Consider the following 18,411-nt stretch of genomic DNA (forward strand, 5'->3'; position numbering starts at 1 on the left):
TCCTCAGCGTCGATTGGCCGGCAATCGCCCGGCTTTGTTCACATCGTACCACCAGTTTTCCAGACCGGTAGCAAACGCGGGTTTAATCTCGGGATGGGAAAACTTGTCCCAATACGCCATGCGATCTTCCGCGCTGTACCACATCGGAATCATGTAGGCATTCCACAGCAGGATGCGATCCAGCGCCTGGCCGAGCGGCAGCAGCGCTTTCTCATCGCCCTGATGCTCAACGATCTGCTGCACAAAATGGTCGACGATGGGATCTTTCACGCGTGGCCTGTTCCAGGAAGAGTCAATAAATTGAGATTGCCAAATCGTTTGCAAGCTGGTCGAGGGCCATGGCATGGCGTAATAGAGCGATGGGATCATGTCGTAGTCGCCTTCGCGCATACGGCGGAGATATTGCGAGCTGTCAATCTGGCGCAGCGAGACCTGGATGCCAAGCCGTTGCAAGCTGTGCTGGAACGGCAACGCCCAGTCGTTTTGCGTACCGCTGCGCATCAGTAATTCGAAACGGAACGGCTGGCCGGATTTCACATTCACCAATTGCTGATTTCTGATTTCCCAACCCGCCGCTTTCAGCAAGTTCATGGCTTGCAACAGGTTGCCGCGGTCGAAACCGCTGCCGTCAGAACGTGGCGGGGCATACTCATTGTTGAACACTTCGGGCGGCAGCTGCGCTTTATAGGGCGCCAGCAGAATCAACTGCTCGGCTTTGGGATAGCCAAGCGCTGCATATTCAGTGTTCTGGAAATAGCTGCGCGTGCGTTTATAAGCGCCATAGAACAAGGCTTTGTTCATCCACTCGAAATCGAACGCCAGCGTGATGGCTTCACGCACGCGACGATCGGCGAACAGCGGTTTTTCGTTGTTAAATGCCAGCCATTGCGTGTCGGTGGAAACGGTGTTGGGAATGGTCGATTTGACGATGGCGTGACTGTCAAAGTTGCGACCGCGATATTGTGTCGCCCATTTCTTCGCTGAACTCTCTTCGCGCAAATCGTAAGCGCCGGCTTTAAAGGCCTCAAACGCCACGTTGTCATCAAGATAATAGTCATAACGCAAAGTATCGAAGTTAAAACGCCCGCGATTCACTGGCAGATTGGCGGCCCAGTAATCTTTCACCCGGCTGTACTGGATAAACTGACCCGATTTATAGGAGGTGACGCGATAAGGCCCGCTGGCCAGCGGCGGATAACCAATCGGCTCGTTAAACTTTTTGTTTTGCCAGAATTTTTCCGGGATGACCGGCAGCGTTAGCCAGCTGAGAATCCGATCTTTGTCCGGTTTCGGCATGTCGATACGCACGGTGAGACGGTTTAGCGCTTTCACTTGCACGTCACGAAACGCCACGCGGAACTGCGGCACACCTTCCGTCATGAATTTCTGGAAGGTGAAAGCCACATCCTGCGCGGTAATCGGTGTTCCGTCCTGAAACTGTGCATGAGGATTGATCGACACTTCCATCCAGCGATAGTCGTCGGGATAGCGCGCTGATTCCGCGATCAGCGGATAGTAGCTGCCAGGTTCATCATCGGAGGTGGTGAACAAGCCGTCATACAGCGTATCGGTACCGATGCCGGGATTGCCGCGCGAGGCGAAACGATTGAAGTTGTCGTAGGTGCCCACCACCGCCAGCGTGATCTTGCCGCCTTTGGGCGCGGCGGGATTGGCGTAATCGTAGTGAGTGAAATTCACCGCATATTTCGGCTCGCCCAGCTTAGCGAAGGCATAGCTTTCATTGATGGTGGCGGCATGCAGCGGCGCAGTGGCGCTACAAATGAACAACGCTGTGACAAGACGCAGCAGCATAAGTGGGGCGATCTCCTGTGGTGTTCCGCACTTTATGGTAGCAGTTTCATGGGGTTCGCGTGATGTTAACTCAGCGCGCGCTGGCGTTGATAATAGCTGACGAGGTTTTCGGGGCGTAACGGACGACTAAACAGATAGCCCTGCAAATGCGTCACGCCGCGATTCACCAGCCACGCCGCCTGATCGCCCGTTTCGACCCCTTCAGCCACAGTTTTGAGATTGAGTTTTTTCGCCAGCAGCAGCACTGCATCAAGCACCGGTGAGGTGACAGTTTCTGTACCAATGCTTTGCACAAAGCCGCGATCGATTTTCAGGTAATCGAACGGATATTTTTCCAGATAGATCAGCGCGCTATGCCCGGTACCGAAATCATCAATCGCTATTTTAAAATTGTTCTCATGTAGCCAGGCGAAGATTTCTCCCGCGCTTTTTTCACCGACCATGCTGCGTTCGGTAATTTCAAACACATAGTTGAAGTGATCGGTGGGCATGATGTTAATCCATGCCTGGACATCGCGCCGGAAGCTCTCTGAGGCGAGATGCAGCGGCGAGAGATTGAGGCTCAGGCGCGTGCCGCGCGGCAGCTGTTTACAGAGAAACTGGGCATCGCGCGCCACCAGCGTGAACAGATGCTGAGTGAGCGGAATAATCAGGTTTTGCGCTTCGGCGTAGCTGATAAAGGCATCCGGCGCAATCATGCCTTCAGTGGGATGCGTCCAGCGCAGCAGCGCTTCCACGCCGTAGGGTTGTCCATCGTGCGCAGTGACCAGCGGCTGGTATTCAACATGAAACTGGCCACGTTTAATGCCCTGCATGATCTCTTTGCCCGGCCGCTGATGTCGCGTCAGCAATAACCCGCTTAGCGCGGAAATCAGCAGTGAGAAGAGTATGCCGGTCAGCAACGTCAGTGAGTAATCGCGTGGCGCTAAGGTGGTGCCAAACAGCACGAAGCGTAGATCGCTGTTATTAAAGGCTATTTCATGTAGCGATGCCGGTAAATCACTCGCGCGTACCACGTTGTTGCTGCCGCTCAACAGCGCTTTGTTGCCGACCACCAGCGCCATGCCAGTGATTTCGGGATGATAAGAGGCCAGCAGCTGATAAGGCGTCAGGCTGATGTTCATGGTGGCGAAAAGGCCGGTCTCGGCTGAACCTGGATTTTTCACCCATAGCACCAGCGCCGGTTTCTTCGGTAGCAATGGCGTGCCTTCCAGCAAGCGCATATCGCGATCGCGTTCCAGTTCAGACTCAGGAGAAATATCGTTGGCTGGCATCAGAAAAGCGCCGGTGGCAGAAGAGCAGTAAGCGTTGCCATCACGCACCAGCAGGATGGCGCGGATATTACCGGCAAAGGCGGCGCGAGAAGTGAGCTCACGACTGACGTTGTTGCAGGCTAACTGGGTGTATTGCTGTAAGGGATAAAGTGTATCGACCAGGCTTGCTATCACCTGTTGTAAATCGTCGCGGCTGTGTGCCAGAAGCTGTTCGTGTTGTTGTACACGTTTTTGCCAGGTGAGTGTTAATAGCACGGTGACAAAAAGCAGAAAGAATGCCGCGCCGATAATCGCGCTATGCCAGGCGATACGGCGTGAATAACTGCTGTGGTGTTTTAATGTCCCTGACAGTGGCATGGAGTGCATTCCCCTTGTCTTGCCATTTTTTATTATGTTTATCTTTTGGTCACTACCCACTTCAGACCGCAGCCACGGTGATAACGGTGTCTGCAGCGCAATATCTGGGTATCAGGAAGTCAACGAGAATATAACGAGAGCGCGAAGAATGTCTCGTTATATTTTTGATTCTCAATTACTTTTTATCGGTTGGATTTGAGTTAAAAACTACGGGCGAAAAAAAACGCTGCCGGGGCAGCGTTTCTGATTCTCTGGCTGAGAGGATCATCAAAGAAATACGTTAGCTTGGGTTTTTAGCAAGAACCCGACGCGCTTCGCGGTAACGATTTTTCCAATAACTGTCATTCAGGTTGGAAATCATTACGCCACTGCTGGTGGACGCGTGAACAAAGTTATCGTTGCCAAGATAGATGCCCACGTGGCGACCGGTAGAACCGGCGCGGAACAGCACTAAGTCACCAGCGCGCAATTTATTGCGTGAAATCTCTTTGCCGGTGTCTTGCTGTTCAGACGTTGAGCGTGGCAAATCTAAACCGAACTGCTCGCGAAAGGTGCGCTGAACAAAAGCAGAACAATCAATGCCGCGTTTGGTGTCGCCGCCTAAGCGATAACGTACACCTTTCCAGTCACTGTACTGTTCCATGATGCGGGACTTAACGTCCACGTTCTGCACCATCTGTTCAAATTCGTCCTGAGACGCTTGAAGTAAAAAACCATTCTGGTTGTTAACTTCATGATTCTCGTTATTCGCGTTCTGACCGTTATGGGTACTGCTGCATGCTGATAAAAGTGTTGCGAGTGCTACCGCGGGAATGATCCGCCTGAGGTATCTCAGAATTGGTTGAGACTTGACCATTGTACGTGTTTTCCTTCGATTTCCTTACGACAGGATGTCGTCAGCCAGATGACAAAACGGGTTGAGATTAATAAGTACGACCGTCTAAGACAAATCCTTAATTACTAAAATGTGTTAATGCACACATTTTTGTCGCTTTCAGCACCGCATTTTATGCTGTTGCTTACTAATCGGATTCGAGGTTAACCGATTACAGACCGCGTGGCGAGTGCTTTTATATAAATATTCAAAGGTTTTTTCGATGTGAAATCAATCTGTAACACAATGGCGAGTTTATCAACAATTGGCAGCGATTTAATAGCCAAACAGCGGTGCAATAAGGGGGTAATTCTGGCGCTAAGGCCGATTTTAAGAGGGTTCGGGCTGGACAACTTAGGATTAAGGCTATTGTTCCGCGTTTTTCATCATAATCTTTTCTTTTACCTGAATAATGTTAGTTTGCTAATAGTTTATTCAGGTTTTAAATAAGCGCGAGCGACTGACTTTTTGTTCTATGATCACTCGCGCTTAACAATTACGTGCGCGGCTTATATTTGCCCGGCAACGAACGGTTTAGCCAATTCACCAGCTTGTCGCTGAAGGGCGTTAACAGGCACCAGCTCATGCCAACCAGCACGACTGACAATGAACCCACAGCGATATCAGTAAACCAGTGCGCACCCGCCATCACACGTGGCAGAGCAAACACCACGGTAATCATCAACCCCACCAGAAACGCGCGGAAGCCGAAATAGCGCCACATAAAGCAGGTGAAGATCATCAGCATCATGCCGTGGTCGCCAGGGAAGCTATCTTTAGAGGCATCTTTGGCCGGGATGCCGGTCAGTTCGCTTACGCGATGCACATTCTCAAAGAACAGCGTTGGGCTGGAGTGCTGTACCGGCAGCAGATGACCGAGCTGGTTCAGTACTACCGCGCTCAGCAGCATCGTGATGCCAATGGCCAGCAAACGGCGGCGACCTTGCGGTGTCTCGCGACGCCAGTAGCTTAAATAGAGCAAACCCATAGCCAGCAGCGAAACCACATCGAAACCGCGGAAGTTAGTGATGGCCACTAACAGTGCGAAACCGTGATGATCAACCATCTGGTCATTGAAGCCATAAAAGATGGCTTTATCGATCCCAAACCAGAACCCGTGATCCGGCGGCAGGTACCATGAAAGGAAAAGCATCACACCCAGTGCATTCAGCAGCAGGATGGTGACTAATCGAGAAGCGCGCATAGAAAATAGACTCAAAGTGAAAACAACGGGGCAACCTAACGCATCTAATTTAAACGAATCTTCAACAAAGCGGTCTGCAAAAGGTTCCAGTCAGCAGGCTGATGATGAATCAATTCGATGCGGCTATCAGGCGGTGTAGTAGGGCGGGTTTCTATAAACAAATCGTCGCCCTGGCGATTGATATTCACTAAACCATCGGCAGTACGCAACACACCTTTAACGCGATCAACCGGCGCATGCCTTGCCCACTCTAGCGCTTTGATCGTATCAAACACGGTTTCACCATCGAAAATCCAGCCACAGGAAGCATAGTCCTGGCCTTCATTTAGCGCACGACGCCAGCGCGCCTGGCCATCCAGTTTCAGTGCGGCCAAGCCTTGTGGACGTGAATTATGGTGGTGATGTGATGCATCGGGAACCGCACGATCCGCCAAGGCGGGTTGAGTCAACAGCGCGGGATCGATGTGTCCCCACGCCGCTTCCACCATCTGACGTTCGCCCAAAAATTGCTGCTGCCAATCCTGCAAACGCTGACGATCATTATCGCTCCAGCGATCGCTTTTGTTCGCCACGATGATATCGGCCGCCACCAGCTGATCGCGGAAATTCTCATTCTCCACTACGCGTGCGTCGGCAAGCTGGCGCGGATCGAGCAGCGTTAAGGTGGCATCCACCTGAATCCAGGGTTGATAGACGGCAGCACGCAGCATATTCAGCAGCTGTTTGGGATGGCCAAGGCCGGTGGGTTCGATAATCAGACGATCGGGTTTAGCCTGTTTCAGCAGCATGTTCAGCCCAACCTGCAGCGGCAAGCCGTTAACGCAGCACATGCAGCCGCCGGGAATCTCTTTCAGCGTGGCACCGCGATCGGCGAGCAGTGCGCCGTCGATGCCAATTTCGCCAAATTCGTTGACCAGAATCGCCCAGTTTTCATCCGCGGGTTTATTGGCTAACAGATGCAGCAGAGTGGTGGTTTTTCCGCTGCCGAGAAATCCGGTGATGAGGTTTACGCGCGTCACAAAAGGGCTCCCAAAAAAAGAGAATAAATCGCACGCGGATGAGAGGCATCCGGCGCGCACGGCCTTGTTATACTATAACAATCACCGGGCGCCGGACGGAAGCACGTTATGAATCAGCGCGTCCCATATAACGACGTTCCGCAATATGAATGCGGATGCGATCGCCATTGCTCAGGTATTCCGGCACCTGAATGGATAAGCCGGTGCTCATGCCTGCGGGTTTGGAGCGAGCGCTGGCGGAGGCGCCTTTAATGCCCGGCGAGGTATCAACAATTTCCATATCGACGGTTTGTGGCAGTTCAAGCGCCAAGACCTGGCCATCCATCGTCAGCACCTGAATGCCGGGAATGCCACCTTCAGGAATAAACAGTAGCTCTTCTTCAATTTGCTCTTTTTTGAAGTTGTACGGCGTGTAGTCTTCGTCATCCATAAACACATACTCATCACCATCTATATAAGAGAAGGTGACGGCGCGGCGGCTAAGCGAAATGGCGTCAATAATATCGTCGCCTTTGAAGCGCTCTTCCACTTTCAGGCCGGTGCGGACATCGGTAAAACGCATTTTATAGAGCGTCGCGGCACCGCGAGCACTTGGGCTCTGTACATCAATGTCTTTCACCAGCAACAGTTTGCCGTTCCAGGTGACAGCCATCCCTTTTTTGATTTCATTTGCCTTTGGCATGGTGGTTTTCTCGCTGACAGGAGGTTAATGCGCGTCACGTTACTCGCGCGGCGAAAAACTGGCAAGTCAGCCAATGTAAAATTGTTGCCGGTGCATGGCATTCGCGGTCTGGGACTGTTATTGTCGCGGCGAATTGTCTACAGGAGCGCATGATGTTTTGTCGTGACCAGTGCGGTGCCTGTTGCACAGCCCCCTCAATCTCGTCCCCGATTCCTGGCATGCCGCACGGCAAGCCGGCCAACACGCGTTGCGTGCAGCTTGATGAGCAACAGCGTTGCAAAATCTTTGGTTCACCGCTGCGTCCGGCGGTCTGTGCTGGCTTACAGCCCAGCGCCGAAATGTGTGGCAGCAGCCGTGATAGCGCCATGACATTTCTGCTTAAACTGGAAGCCGAGACGGCGCCCTGAAGCACTGCTGACGCATAGCTGAATAATTGGGCTTAATGCCGTTGCTCTGTACAGCAAAAGCATCAGCCTGCCTGCCGGTAAAAATCTTAAATCCAACATGAAGTGTGCGGAACGTCAAAAATCTGCTACTCAGATCGCGCATTTTCTTGCCTGCTGTACGTGGCTGTACCATATTCCCTGAAACGTTTCAGCGTTGTCACTCCGGCTAAGTCCGCGATGCACAGCAGCTTTTTTCACCATCTAGCTGAAACGATTCAATACAGCAAGCGAGGAGAGATATGTTCCAGCTCGAAGTTCAGGCCATTCATACCGGTGCTAGCGCACAGAATAAAGAAGAGGCCATTCGTCAGGTTGCCGCTGCGTTAACCGCTGCAGGCAATGTGGCCGAAGGCTACGTTAACGGCATGCTGGCGCGCGAACAGCAAACCACCACTTTCCTGGGTAACGGCATCGCCATTCCGCACGGCACCACCGACACCCGCGACCTGGTGCTGAAAACCGGTGTCCAGGTTTATCAGTTCCCGCAGGGCGTGGATTGGGGCGAAGGGCAAACGGCGTATGTGGCGATCGGTATTGCCGCTAAATCGGATGAACACCTCGCGTTGCTGCGCCAGCTCACTCACGTATTAAGTGATGACAGCATTGCTGAACAGCTAAAAACCGCCTCGGCGGAAGATCTGCGAGCGCTGCTGATGGGCGAAAACCAGGCCGCAGAATTCAAATTCGATACATCGCTGATTGCCGTTGATGTGGCGGCCAGCGATTTAATCACGTTACAGGCACTGAACGCCGGACGTCTGCAGGCTGCAGGCGCGGTGGACGCGTCCTTTATTGCTGACGTGATTTCCCGCGCCCCGCTGAGCCTTGGTCAGGGCATCTGGCTGAGCGACAGCGCCAACGGCAATCTCGGCAGCGCAGTGGCCGTAAGCCGCGCGGCTGCGCCATTCCAGCATCAGGGCGAAAACGTCGCGCTGCTGCTGACCGTGGCGGCTAACGATCAGCGTCCGCTGGAAGTGCTGGGCTATCTCAGCAACCTGCTGCTCAGCAACAAAGCTGAACGTCTGCTGAAGGCCGATGCCGCCGGTATTCTGGCGCTACTGACCAGCGAAGTCGATGAAGCTGCCGAGCTGCTGACCGCTGAATTCACCATCCGCAACGAACACGGTCTGCATGCGCGTCCGGGTACGGCGCTGGTGACCGTCATCAAGCAGTTTAACAGCGACATCACCGTAACTAATCTCGATGGCAGCGGTAAGCCTGCTAACGGCCGCAGCCTGATGAAAGTCGTTGCGCTCGGTGTGAAAAAAGGCCATCGCCTGCGCTTCACCGCCAGCGGCGAAGATGCACAGCAGGCGCTGAACGCAATTGAAGAAGCGATCAATTCTGGTTTAGGCGAGGGGGTTGCATGAGCCGTCGTGTCGCAACAATTACCTTAAACCCGGCTTACGATCTGGTCGGATACACGCCAGAAATTGAGCGCGGCGAAGTCAACCTGGTGAAAACCACCGGCCTGCACGCGGCGGGTAAAGGCATCAACGTTGCCAAAGTGCTGAAGGATCTCGGTATTGATGTCACCGTCGGCGGTTTCCTCGGCAAAGAGAATCAGGACGGCTTTCAGCAGCTGTTCAGCGAACTCGGCATCGCCAACCGTTTTCAGGTGGTGCAGGGCCGTACGCGTATTAACGTTAAGCTGACCGAAAAAGACGGCGATGTGACCGACCTGAATTTCTCTGGCTTTGAGGTCACCGCGCAGGATTGGGAGCGCTTCACCGCCGATTCTCTCACCTGGCTCGGCCAGTTCGACATGGTGTGCGTCAGCGGCAGCCTGCCAGCCGGCGTGGCGCCAGAAGCCTTCACCAAATGGATGAGCGATCTGCGCACGCTGTGCCCGTGCATCATCTTCGACAGCAGCCGCGAAGCGCTGGTCGCCGGTCTGAAAGCCGCGCCGTGGCTGGTGAAACCGAACCGCCGCGAGCTGGAGATTTGGGCTGGTCGCAAACTGCCTGCGCTGCAGGACGTGATCGGTGCTGCACATGAACTGCGTGAGCAAGGTATTGCGCACGTAGTGATTTCTCTCGGTGCGGAAGGTGCGCTGTGGGTGAATGCCTCCGGCGAATGGATCGCCAAACCGCCTGCCTGCGAAGTGGTCAGCACCGTCGGTGCCGGCGATTCGATGGTCGGCGGCCTGATTTACGGCTTGCTGATGCGTGAATCCAGCGAGCACACGCTGCGTCTGGCGACGGCAGTGGCGGCGATGGCCGTCAGCCAAAGCAACGTTGGCGTGAAAGATCGTACCCAGTTGGCCGCGATGATGGCGCGCGTCGACTTACAACCCGTTAACTAACAGCAGGAGAGCGATAATGAAAACGCTGCTGATAAAAGATTCTTTACTGGGACTGGCGTCAGGACATCTGGCGCTGGAACGTTTACGCGCGACGGCGGCACAAGCTGGCCTGACGCTGACCGATAATGCCGCCGAAGCAGAACTGGTGCTGGTTGCTGGTCACAATGTGCCGCAGGACGCAGAGCTGGCCGGTAAATCGCTGGCGCTGGTTGATGTGCAGCAAGCGCTGCGCGATCCGCTGGCGGCAATCAATCAAGCCAAAGCGAGTGCCAAAACCTGGCAGCCTGCTGCTGCAACCGCTGCCGCGCCAGTAGCTGCGCAGAGCGCTGCTCAGAAACGCATCGTGGCGGTGACCGCCTGCCCAACCGGCGTGGCGCATACCTTTATGGCTGCTGAAGCTATTCAGGCCGAAGCGACCAAGCGTGGCTGGTGGGTGAAAGTTGAAACCCGTGGTTCTGTGGGCGCAGGCAACGCGATTACCCCAGAAGAAGTGGCGGCGGCCGATCTGGTGATCGTCGCGGCTGATATCGATGTGGATCTGGCGAAATTTGCCGGTAAGCCGATGTACCGCACCTCAACCAGTCTGGCGCTGAAGAAAACTGCGCAGGAGCTGGATAAAGCGCAGGCCGAAGCGAAAACCTATCAGCCGAGCGGCAATCAGGCTGCCAGCGCACAGGGCGACAGCAAAGAGAAAGCCGGTGCCTATCGTCACCTGCTGACTGGCGTTTCGTACATGCTGCCGATGGTGGTTGCCGGTGGTTTGAGCATCGCGCTGTCATTTGCCTTTGGTATCACCGCATTTAAAGAGCCGGGCACCTTAGCGGCGGCACTGATGCAGATCGGTGGCGGCAGCGCCTTCGCGCTGATGGTGCCGGTGTTAGCCGGTTTCATTGCCTTCTCGATTGCGGATCGTCCGGGTCTGACGCCTGGTTTGATTGGCGGTATGATCGCCACCAGCATTAACGCTGGTTTCCTGGGCGGTATCATCGCCGGTTTCATTGCCGGTTACGCTGCGAAAATGCTGAGCAGCAAAGTGAAACTGCCGCAGAGTATGGAAGCGCTGAAGCCGATTCTGATTATTCCGCTGGTGGCGAGTTTAATTACCGGTTTGCTGATGATTTACGTGGTAGGTAAGCCGGTGGCGGGCATCATGACTGGCCTGACAACCTGGCTGGCCAATATGGGTACCGCGAACGCGGTACTGCTGGGCGCGATTCTCGGTGGCATGATGTGTACCGACATGGGCGGTCCGGTGAACAAAGTAGCCTATGCGTTTGGTGTTGGTCTGCTGAGTTCACAAACCTACGCACCGATGGCGGCCATTATGGCAGCCGGTATGGTACCACCGCTGGCGATGGGCCTGGCGACGCTGGTTGCGCGTCGTAAGTTCAACAAAGGTCAGCAGGAAGGTGGTAAAGCGGCGCTGGTGCTCGGTCTGTGCTTCATCTCTGAAGGTGCGATTCCGTTTGCGGCGCGTGATCCAATGCGTGTGCTGCCGTGCTGTATCATTGGCGGCGCGGTAACCGGTGCGATTTCCATGGCGATTGGCGCGAAACTGATGGCACCGCACGGTGGTCTGTTCGTCCTGCTGATTCCAGGCGCGATTACCCCAGTATTGGGTTATCTGCTGGCGATTGTGATTGGTACTGCGGTAGCGGGACTTGGCTACGCCATCCTGAAACGTCCGGAAGAAGAGCTGGTTAAAGCCGCGTAATCTTCGTCAGACATAAAAAAAGGGAGCTGCGGCTCCCTTTTGTTTAATCAGATAATTAACCCTGCTGCTCCGACTTCAACCACGCAATCTCATCCTTCCAGATATCCGGATTAATGGTTTCCAGAATCATGGGAATGCCGTCAAAACGTTTATCTTTCATCAGCCAGCTAAACGCGGTTTTACCGATATTGCCTTCACCCAGACTGTGATGGCGGTCGACGCGACTGCCCAGCGTGCTCTTGGCATCATTCAGGTGCATACCGCGCAGATACTGGAAACCAACGATGCGCTCAAAGTCGCTGAAGGTCTCGGCGCAGGCTTCTTCGGTACGCAGGTCGTAACCGCCCGCAAAGGCGTGGCAGGTATCAATGCACACGCCAACGCGCGACTTATCTTCCACGTGCTCAATAATGGTGGCGAGGTGCTCGAAGCGGAAACCGAGATTGCTGCCCTGACCGGCGGTGTTTTCGATCACCGCCACCACGCTGCTGGTTTTATCCAGCGCGATGTTGATCGATTCGGCGATACGCTTCAGGCAGGCTTCTTCTTCAATCTGCTTCAGATGGCTGCCCGGATGGAAGTTCAGCAAGGTCAAACCCAACTGCTCGGCACGCTGCATCTCATCGAGGAAAGCCTCGCGTGATTTCTCCAGCGCTTCCATCACCGGATGGCCGAGGTTAATTAAATAGCTATCGTGCGGCAGAATCTGCGCGGAGGTGAAGTTGTAACGATCGCAGGCGGTTTTAAACGCATCGATCACTTCTCCTGACAGCGGTGCGGCTTTCCACTGGCGCTGATTTTTGGTGAACAGCGCAAAGGCTGTGGCTTCGAGTTCGTGGGCACGGATAACTGCCTGGTCCACGCCGCCTGATGCACTGACATGTGCGCCGATATATTTCATGCCGCTCTCCTGATTGGGCGATTGCTGCTGCAAAGCTGCCCATCATAGCGGATGCGGTTACGCCATGAAATGTTGCACCAGCACATTGAGTGCTCCGCCGCCGAGAATTAACCAGCCAAACATCACCAATCCCAGCAGCAACGGTTTACAACCGGCCTGTTTCAGGGCGCTGAAGCGCGTAGTCAAACCCAGCGCGGCCATCGCCATCGCCAGCAGCAGATTGGCCAGCTGATTCAGCGTGCTAACAATATTGGCAGGCAGCAGATGCAGCGAGTTAAACAGCGCCACCACAATAAACAGCAGCGCGAACCAGGGAAAACGAATCGTTTGTTGCTGTGCGTTGTGGCTGCGCTGACGTTTCAGCCAGCTTCCCAGTATCAGCAAGAAGGGCGCTAACATCATCACGCGCAGCATTTTGGCAATCACGGCGGTGTTTTCGGCCTCGGCACCCATCGCATGTCCTGCCGCGACAACCTGCGATACTTCATGCAACGTCGAACCCGTGAAGATACCGAAATGTTCCGCGCTGACCGTTGGAAGCAGCGACCACAACATCGGATACAGCACGATGCCAACGGTACCAAACAGCACCACAGTCGCAACAGCTACCGCCACTTTTGACGGCGCAGCCTTGACGATAGGTTCACTCGCCAGCACCGCCGCCGCACCGCAAATGCTGCTGCCCGCCCCAATCAGCCACACGGTTTCGCGATCCATCTTCAGCAGACGAATGCCGATAAAACAGGTCAGCAGGAAAGTGGAGCTGAGAACCATCACATCAATCAATACGCCGCTAAGACCGACATCAGCAATCTGCTGCACGGTAATACGAAAGCCATACAGGATGATGCCGAGGCGCAGCAAGCGCTGTTTCGCCAGCATTACGCCGCTGTCACAGGCGCCGGCCATCTGCGGATAAAGGGTGTTACCGAGCACGATGCCCAAAATAATCGCTAACGTCAGCGCACCGAATCCGGCCCCGGCCAACCAAGACTGATTGCTTAACCACGCCGTGGTACCGGCAATCGCCACGGTCAACAGCAAACCCGGCAGCCAGTGATGTAGATGAAACGGGGTTTTATTCACGCTTAACTCAGCCATACTTTTCTCCTGTAGGGGCACCATTCCTGGCGACCTTCTAACATTCAATCTCTGCCTCAAGCCTGCGCTGTGCTGGTATAAAAGTAAAATTGATAATATATTTATAATTAACCAGAATAAGTAATATAAGGGAACCGCATGCACATCACGTTGCGCCAGATTGAAGTGTTTACCGAAGTGCTGAAGAGCGGCTCGACGACGCAGGCCTCGCAGGTGCTGGCGCTGTCGCAGTCGGCGGTGAGCGCCGCGTTAGCAGATTTGGAAAACCAACTCGGTGTGCAGCTGTTTGACCGCGTTGGTAAGCGGCTGGTGGTGAATGAGCATGGCCGTTTACTCTATCCGCGCGCCGTGGGTTTGATGGAGCAGGCGGGCGAAATCGAACAGCTGTTTAAGGAAGATAACGGGGCGATTCGCCTGTTCGCCAGCAGCACCATTGGTAATTACCTGCTGCCGGGCATGATCGCCGCCTATCGCCGCGATTTCCCGGCGTTGCCGCTGGAGCTGAGCGTCGGCAACAGTCAGGATGCGATTAATGCGGTGGCGGATTTCCGCGTCGATATCGGTTTGATCGAAGGTCCGTGCCACGAGCTGGATATTATCAGCGAGCCGTGGCTGGAAGATGAGCTGGTGGTGTTTGCCGCGCCGGATGCCGCCATCCTGCAGCAGCCGATTACGCTGGAAGCGCTCGCCGCCGCGCCGTGGATTCTACGCGAGCGCGGTTCAGGCACGCGCGAGATCGTTGATTATCTGCTGCTGTCGCATCTGCCACAGTTTCAGCTCGGCATGGAGTTAGGCAATTCAGAGGCGATTAAACACGCGGTGCGTCACGGCATGGGCATCAGCTGTTTGTCGCGGCGGGTGATTGAGGATCTGCTGGAAGCCGGCACGCTGGTGGAAGTCGCGATCCCATTGCCGCGCCTGACGCGCACGCTGTATCGCATCCATCATCGACAGAAGCATGTGTCCAAAGCGTTGAGCCGTTTCCTGTCGTATTGCCGTGAATAATCACAGCGCTGATCACGCTGCGGCTAATAATTCCCGGCCGATCATGAAGGTAACTAATAACCCGACGTGAATGCTATACAGCTTGGGGCTAGCTGCTACAATCTCGCCTCATTTTTATCCAGCATAGCGTTTACACATGCATAATGACTCAAAAACAACACAACAACCTGGATTGCGCCGTGAATTAAAAGCGCGTCATCTCACCATGATCGCCATTGGTGGTTCCATCGGTACCGGCCTGTTTGTCGCCTCGGGTGCCACCATTTCTCAGGCCGGACCCGGCGGCGCGCTGCTCTCCTATGCGCTCATCGGCCTGATGGTTTACTTCCTGATGACCAGCCTCGGCGAACTCGCGGCCTTTATGCCGGTTTCTGGCTCCTTCTCCACCTACGGTTCAAAATATGTTGAAGAAGGCTTCGGCTTCGCGCTGGGCTGGAACTATTGGTACAACTGGGCGGTGACCATCGCCGTTGACCTCGTCGCCTCGCAGCTCGTCATGAACTACTGGTTCCCGGACACGCCCGGCTGGATCTGGAGCGCACTGTTCCTTGGCCTGATGTTCCTGCTCAACTACATCTCAGTCAAAGGCTTCGGCGAAGCGGAATATTGGTTCTCGCTGATCAAAGTGACCACCGTCATCATCTTTATTGTGGTTGGCGTGTTGATGATCACCGGCATCATGCGCGGCGCAGAAAACGCCGGCTGGCATAACTGGACCGTGGGCGAAGCGCCGTTCGCCGGTGGTTTTGCTGCGATGATAGGCGTGGCGATGATCGTTGGCTTCTCCTTCCAGGGCACCGAGCTGATCGGTATCGCGGCCGGTGAATCTGAGGATCCGGCGAAGAACATTCCGCGCGCGGTGCGTCAGGTATTCTGGCGAATTCTGCTGTTCTATATCTTCGCTATTCTAATCATTAGCCTGATTCTGCCGTACACCGATCCGAAGCTGCTGCATAACGATGTCACCGATATCGCCATCAGCCCTTTCACGCTGGTGTTCCAGAATGCCGGTCTGCTCTCGGCGGCAGCGGTAATGAACGCGGTAATTCTGACGGCGGTACTGTCAGCGGGTAACTCCGGCATGTACGCCTCAACGCGTATGTTGTTCAACCTGGCACGCGAAGGTAAAGCGCCACGCATTTTCGGCAAGCTGTCGAAAGGTGGCGTGCCGCGTAACGCGCTGATTGCTACCACCGTAGTGGCGGGATTGTGCTTCCTGAGCTCGAAATTTGGTAACCAGGAAGTTTACCTGTGGCTACTGAACACCTCAGGCATGACCGGTTTTATTGCCTGGTTGGGTATCGCCATTAGCCATTACCGTTTCCGTCGCGGTTATATCGCTCAGGGTCACAACCTGGCCGATTTGCCGTACCGTTCGGGCTTCTTCCCGCTGGGACCGATTTTCGCCTTTATTCTGTGTTTGATCATCACACTGGGTCAGAACTATCAGGCGTTCCTTGCTGACCGCATTGATTGGTATGGCGTGGCCGCAACCTATATTGGTCTGCCGCTGTTCCTGATTATTTGGTTGGGCTACAAGCTGACACGCGGTTCGCGCTTCGTGAAATACAGCGAGATGGAATTCCCGACGTTTAAAGAGTAGTCATACCCTTGCGCGATAAATCGCGCCGCTACGAATAAGGTGCACGTGTAGTAGCGGCGCAATTTATTGCGCATTGTTTTGGATTTTGTTACTCAGATTGAATTGATAATTATTATCACCTGCACTATTGTGGCTGCCGTTATGATTTCGACAAGAAACGGGTAGAACAATGCGCACCACCGACGCCACGCTGCTGGCGGAAAACGGCCTCGAAACCGACACCATGACGCGTTATCGTCAGGTACTGCGCCAGCGACTGATGTTAATTGGCGTGCTGGCGCTGGCGATATTAGCGTCAGTGATTCTTGATTTCACCCTCGGCCCGGCTGGGCTCTCCCTCGATACCTTATGGCAAACGCTGACGCATCCCGATGCGGTCGATGCGGGCACCCGCGTGATTGTCTGGGATATTCGTTTACCGTACGCCTTGATGGCGGTGGTGGTGGGCTTCTCGCTCGGCCTCGCCGGTGCAGAGATGCAAACCATCCTGAATAACCCGCTTGCCAGCCCGTTTACGCTCGGCGTTTCGTCGGCGGCGGCCTTTGGTGCGGCGCTGGCCATCGTTCTTGGTATCGGCATTCCTGGCGTGCCGGATCAGTGGTTTATCTCCGCCAACGCGTTTGTGTTTGCGCTATTTGCCGCCTTGATGCTGGATGGCGTGACGCGCTGGACCAAAGTTTCGACCTCTGGCGTGGTGCTGTTTGGTATCGCACTGGTGTTCACCTTCAACGCATTAGTCTCAATGATGCAATTCATCGCCAGCGAAGATACTTTGCAGGGCCTGGTGTTCTGGACCATGGGCAGCCTCGCGCGCGCCTCGTGGGAAAAGCTCGGCGTATTAACCGCTGCTTTTGCCATCCTGATTCCGTTCTCGATGCTCAGCAGCTGGAAGCTGACCGCGCTGCGCCTCGGCGAAGATCGCGCGGTGAGTTTTGGTATCGACGTGCGCCGTCTGCGCCTGGCAACGCTGCTGCGCATCAGTATTCTCTCTGCGCTGGCGGTGGCGTTTGTCGGCCCAATTGGTTTCATCGGTCTGGTCGCGCCGCACATTGCGCGCATGATGTTTGGTGAAGATCACCGCTATTACCTGCCAGCCAGCGCGCTGGTCGGTGCGCTGGTGCTGTCGCTGGCTTCGGTGGCGTCGAAAAACCTGATTCCCGGCGTGATCATTCCGGTGGGAATTGTGACGTCGCTGGTCGGCGTGCCGTTCTTCCTCAGCATTATTCTGCGTCATCGGGGGACGGTGTAATGGAGCAGGGATTACGTCTCAAGCATTTCTCCGCCGGTTATCCGAAGCGCAAGGTGATTGACGATCTCAACGTGCCGGAGCTGCCGCAGGGCAAAATCACCGTGTTGCTTGGCCCCAACGGCTGCGGCAAATCGACGCTGTTGCGCGCGCTGGCTGGTTTGGGCAAAGGGCAGGGCGAGCTGTGGCTGAACGGTGAAGAGCTGATGAGCCAGCCGTTTGCGCGCCGGGCGCAGCGTGTGGTTTATCTGCCGCAAAGTTTGCCGGCGGGCGTGCATCTGCACGTGCTGGAGTCGATTATCGTGGCGCAGCGTGCGTCGGGTGGCTTGCACAGCGCCTCGAGCGAAGCGGAGATCATGCATCTACTCGAGCAGCTCGGCATCGCGCATTTAGCCATGCGTTATCTCGATCAGCTTTCGGGCGGGCAGAAGCAGTTGGTGGGTCTGGCGCAATCACTGATTCGCCGTCCGGAACTTCTGCTGCTGGATGAACCGCTCAGCGCGCTGGATCTTAACTACCAGTTCCACGTGATGGATCTGGTGCGTCGTGAAACCCGGTTGCGCAATATTGTGACGGTGGTGGTGGTGCACGATATCAACATCGCGCTGCGTCATGCAGATCACGCGCTGATGCTGAAGGATGGCGATCTGCTGGCGGACGGCGAGCCGTCGCAGGTGATTACGCCGGAGACGCTGGCGCAGGTGTATGGGGTGCGCGGCCGTATCGAGCACTGCTCACGCGGCATGCCGCAGGTGATGATCGACGGGTTGGCGGAGACGTTGGTGTAGTTAGGTAGGTGCACGCTGTCCCCCTCCTCGGTCCTCCCCCATTAATGGGGGAGGAAGATGCTGCCATATGTGAGTCAATA

Annotated in this window: 16 protein-coding genes; 8 read left to right on the plus strand and 8 right to left on the minus strand. The window is 55.0% G+C overall.

From position 1 onward, the window contains the following. Positions 1 to 3: 3 nt before the first annotated feature. From PZBJ_RS18530 to yeiP, 6 genes are all read right to left on the minus strand, one after another. Positions 4 to 1,812 carry an extracellular solute-binding protein gene (locus PZBJ_RS18530; RefSeq protein WP_101763696.1) on the minus strand — a complete coding sequence of 603 codons (1,809 nt, stop codon included), beginning with the start codon at positions 1,810 to 1,812 and terminating at the stop codon, positions 4 to 6. Between the two features lie 65 nt (positions 1,813 to 1,877). After that, a complete protein-coding gene (locus PZBJ_RS18535; protein ID WP_101763697.1) occupies positions 1,878 to 3,443 on the minus strand; it encodes a cyclic di-3',5'-guanosine monophosphate phosphodiesterase PdeN in 1,566 nt (521 codons plus the stop codon). A 280-nt stretch (positions 3,444 to 3,723) separates the two neighbouring features. Next, positions 3,724 to 4,299, minus strand: a complete 576-nt coding sequence (gene mepS / locus PZBJ_RS18540; RefSeq protein ID WP_008105015.1) for a bifunctional murein DD-endopeptidase/murein LD-carboxypeptidase — start codon at positions 4,297 to 4,299, stop codon at positions 3,724 to 3,726. A gap of 514 nt (positions 4,300 to 4,813) precedes the next feature. Then, a complete protein-coding gene (locus PZBJ_RS18545) occupies positions 4,814 to 5,521 on the minus strand; it encodes a phosphatase PAP2 family protein (protein ID WP_101763698.1) in 708 nt (235 codons plus the stop codon). Positions 5,522 to 5,565: 44 nt separating this feature from the next. Then, positions 5,566 to 6,540 (minus strand): CobW family GTP-binding protein, encoded by a 975-nt coding sequence (locus PZBJ_RS18550; protein ID WP_101763699.1) that lies wholly within the window; start codon positions 6,538 to 6,540, stop codon positions 5,566 to 5,568. Between the two features lie 106 nt (positions 6,541 to 6,646). After that, positions 6,647 to 7,222: an elongation factor P-like protein YeiP gene (gene yeiP / locus PZBJ_RS18555; protein ID WP_008105009.1), complete on the minus strand. Its 576-nt coding sequence runs from the start codon at positions 7,220 to 7,222 to the stop codon at positions 6,647 to 6,649. 152 nt (positions 7,223 to 7,374) lie between these two features. Between yeiP and PZBJ_RS18560 the strand changes: the two genes are divergently transcribed. The 4 genes from PZBJ_RS18560 to fruA all read left to right on the plus strand — a co-directional run bounded on the left by PZBJ_RS18560 (position 7,375) and on the right by fruA (position 11,687). Beyond that, entirely contained in the window at positions 7,375 to 7,629 is a 255-nt protein-coding gene (locus PZBJ_RS18560) for a YkgJ family cysteine cluster protein (protein ID WP_101763700.1), read from the plus strand. Positions 7,630 to 7,907: 278 nt separating this feature from the next. Beyond that, the gene (fruB, locus tag PZBJ_RS18565; RefSeq protein WP_101763701.1) at positions 7,908 to 9,038 is read left to right on the plus strand and encodes a fused PTS fructose transporter subunit IIA/HPr protein; all 1,131 of its coding nucleotides are present in this window, start codon (positions 7,908 to 7,910) and stop codon (positions 9,036 to 9,038) included. Next, on the plus strand, positions 9,035 to 9,973 hold the full coding sequence (fruK, locus tag PZBJ_RS18570) for a 1-phosphofructokinase (protein ID WP_101763702.1): 939 nt from the start codon (positions 9,035 to 9,037) through the stop codon (positions 9,971 to 9,973). Before fruB ends, fruK begins: the two co-directional genes overlap by 4 nt. A 16-nt stretch (positions 9,974 to 9,989) precedes the next feature. Further along, complete coding sequence (gene fruA, locus PZBJ_RS18575; protein WP_101763703.1) at positions 9,990 to 11,687, plus strand: PTS fructose transporter subunit IIBC; 1,698 nt, start codon at positions 9,990 to 9,992, stop codon at positions 11,685 to 11,687. Positions 11,688 to 11,742: 55 nt separating this feature from the next. Here fruA and nfo read toward each other — a convergent pair whose 3' ends face one another. Then, a complete protein-coding gene (gene nfo / locus PZBJ_RS18580) occupies positions 11,743 to 12,588 on the minus strand; it encodes a deoxyribonuclease IV (protein ID WP_101763704.1) in 846 nt (281 codons plus the stop codon). 57 nt (positions 12,589 to 12,645) lie between these two features. Beyond that, entirely contained in the window at positions 12,646 to 13,689 is a 1,044-nt protein-coding gene (locus tag PZBJ_RS18585; RefSeq protein WP_101763705.1) for a YeiH family putative sulfate export transporter, read from the minus strand. A 138-nt stretch (positions 13,690 to 13,827) separates the two neighbouring features. Here PZBJ_RS18585 and yieE point away from each other — a divergent pair, with 138 nt between their 5' ends. From yieE to PZBJ_RS18605, 4 genes are all read left to right on the plus strand, one after another. Then, positions 13,828 to 14,694: a DNA-binding transcriptional regulator YeiE gene (gene yieE, locus PZBJ_RS18590; protein ID WP_101763706.1), complete on the plus strand. Its 867-nt coding sequence runs from the start codon at positions 13,828 to 13,830 to the stop codon at positions 14,692 to 14,694. 136 nt (positions 14,695 to 14,830) lie between these two features. Then, positions 14,831 to 16,297, plus strand: coding sequence for an amino acid permease (locus tag PZBJ_RS18595; RefSeq protein ID WP_101763707.1), 1,467 nt, complete (start codon positions 14,831 to 14,833; stop codon positions 16,295 to 16,297). 169 nt (positions 16,298 to 16,466) lie between these two features. Continuing rightward, complete coding sequence (locus PZBJ_RS18600; RefSeq protein ID WP_101763708.1) at positions 16,467 to 17,546, plus strand: FecCD family ABC transporter permease; 1,080 nt, start codon at positions 16,467 to 16,469, stop codon at positions 17,544 to 17,546. Next, entirely contained in the window at positions 17,546 to 18,331 is a 786-nt protein-coding gene (locus tag PZBJ_RS18605) for an ABC transporter ATP-binding protein (RefSeq protein ID WP_101763709.1), read from the plus strand. Before PZBJ_RS18600 ends, PZBJ_RS18605 begins: the two co-directional genes overlap by 1 nt. The last annotated feature ends 80 nt before the right edge of the window (positions 18,332 to 18,411 follow it).

The organism is Pantoea endophytica, from assembly GCF_002858935.1.
GTDB classification, from domain to species: Bacteria; Pseudomonadota; Gammaproteobacteria; order Enterobacterales; family Enterobacteriaceae; genus Pantoea; species Pantoea leporis.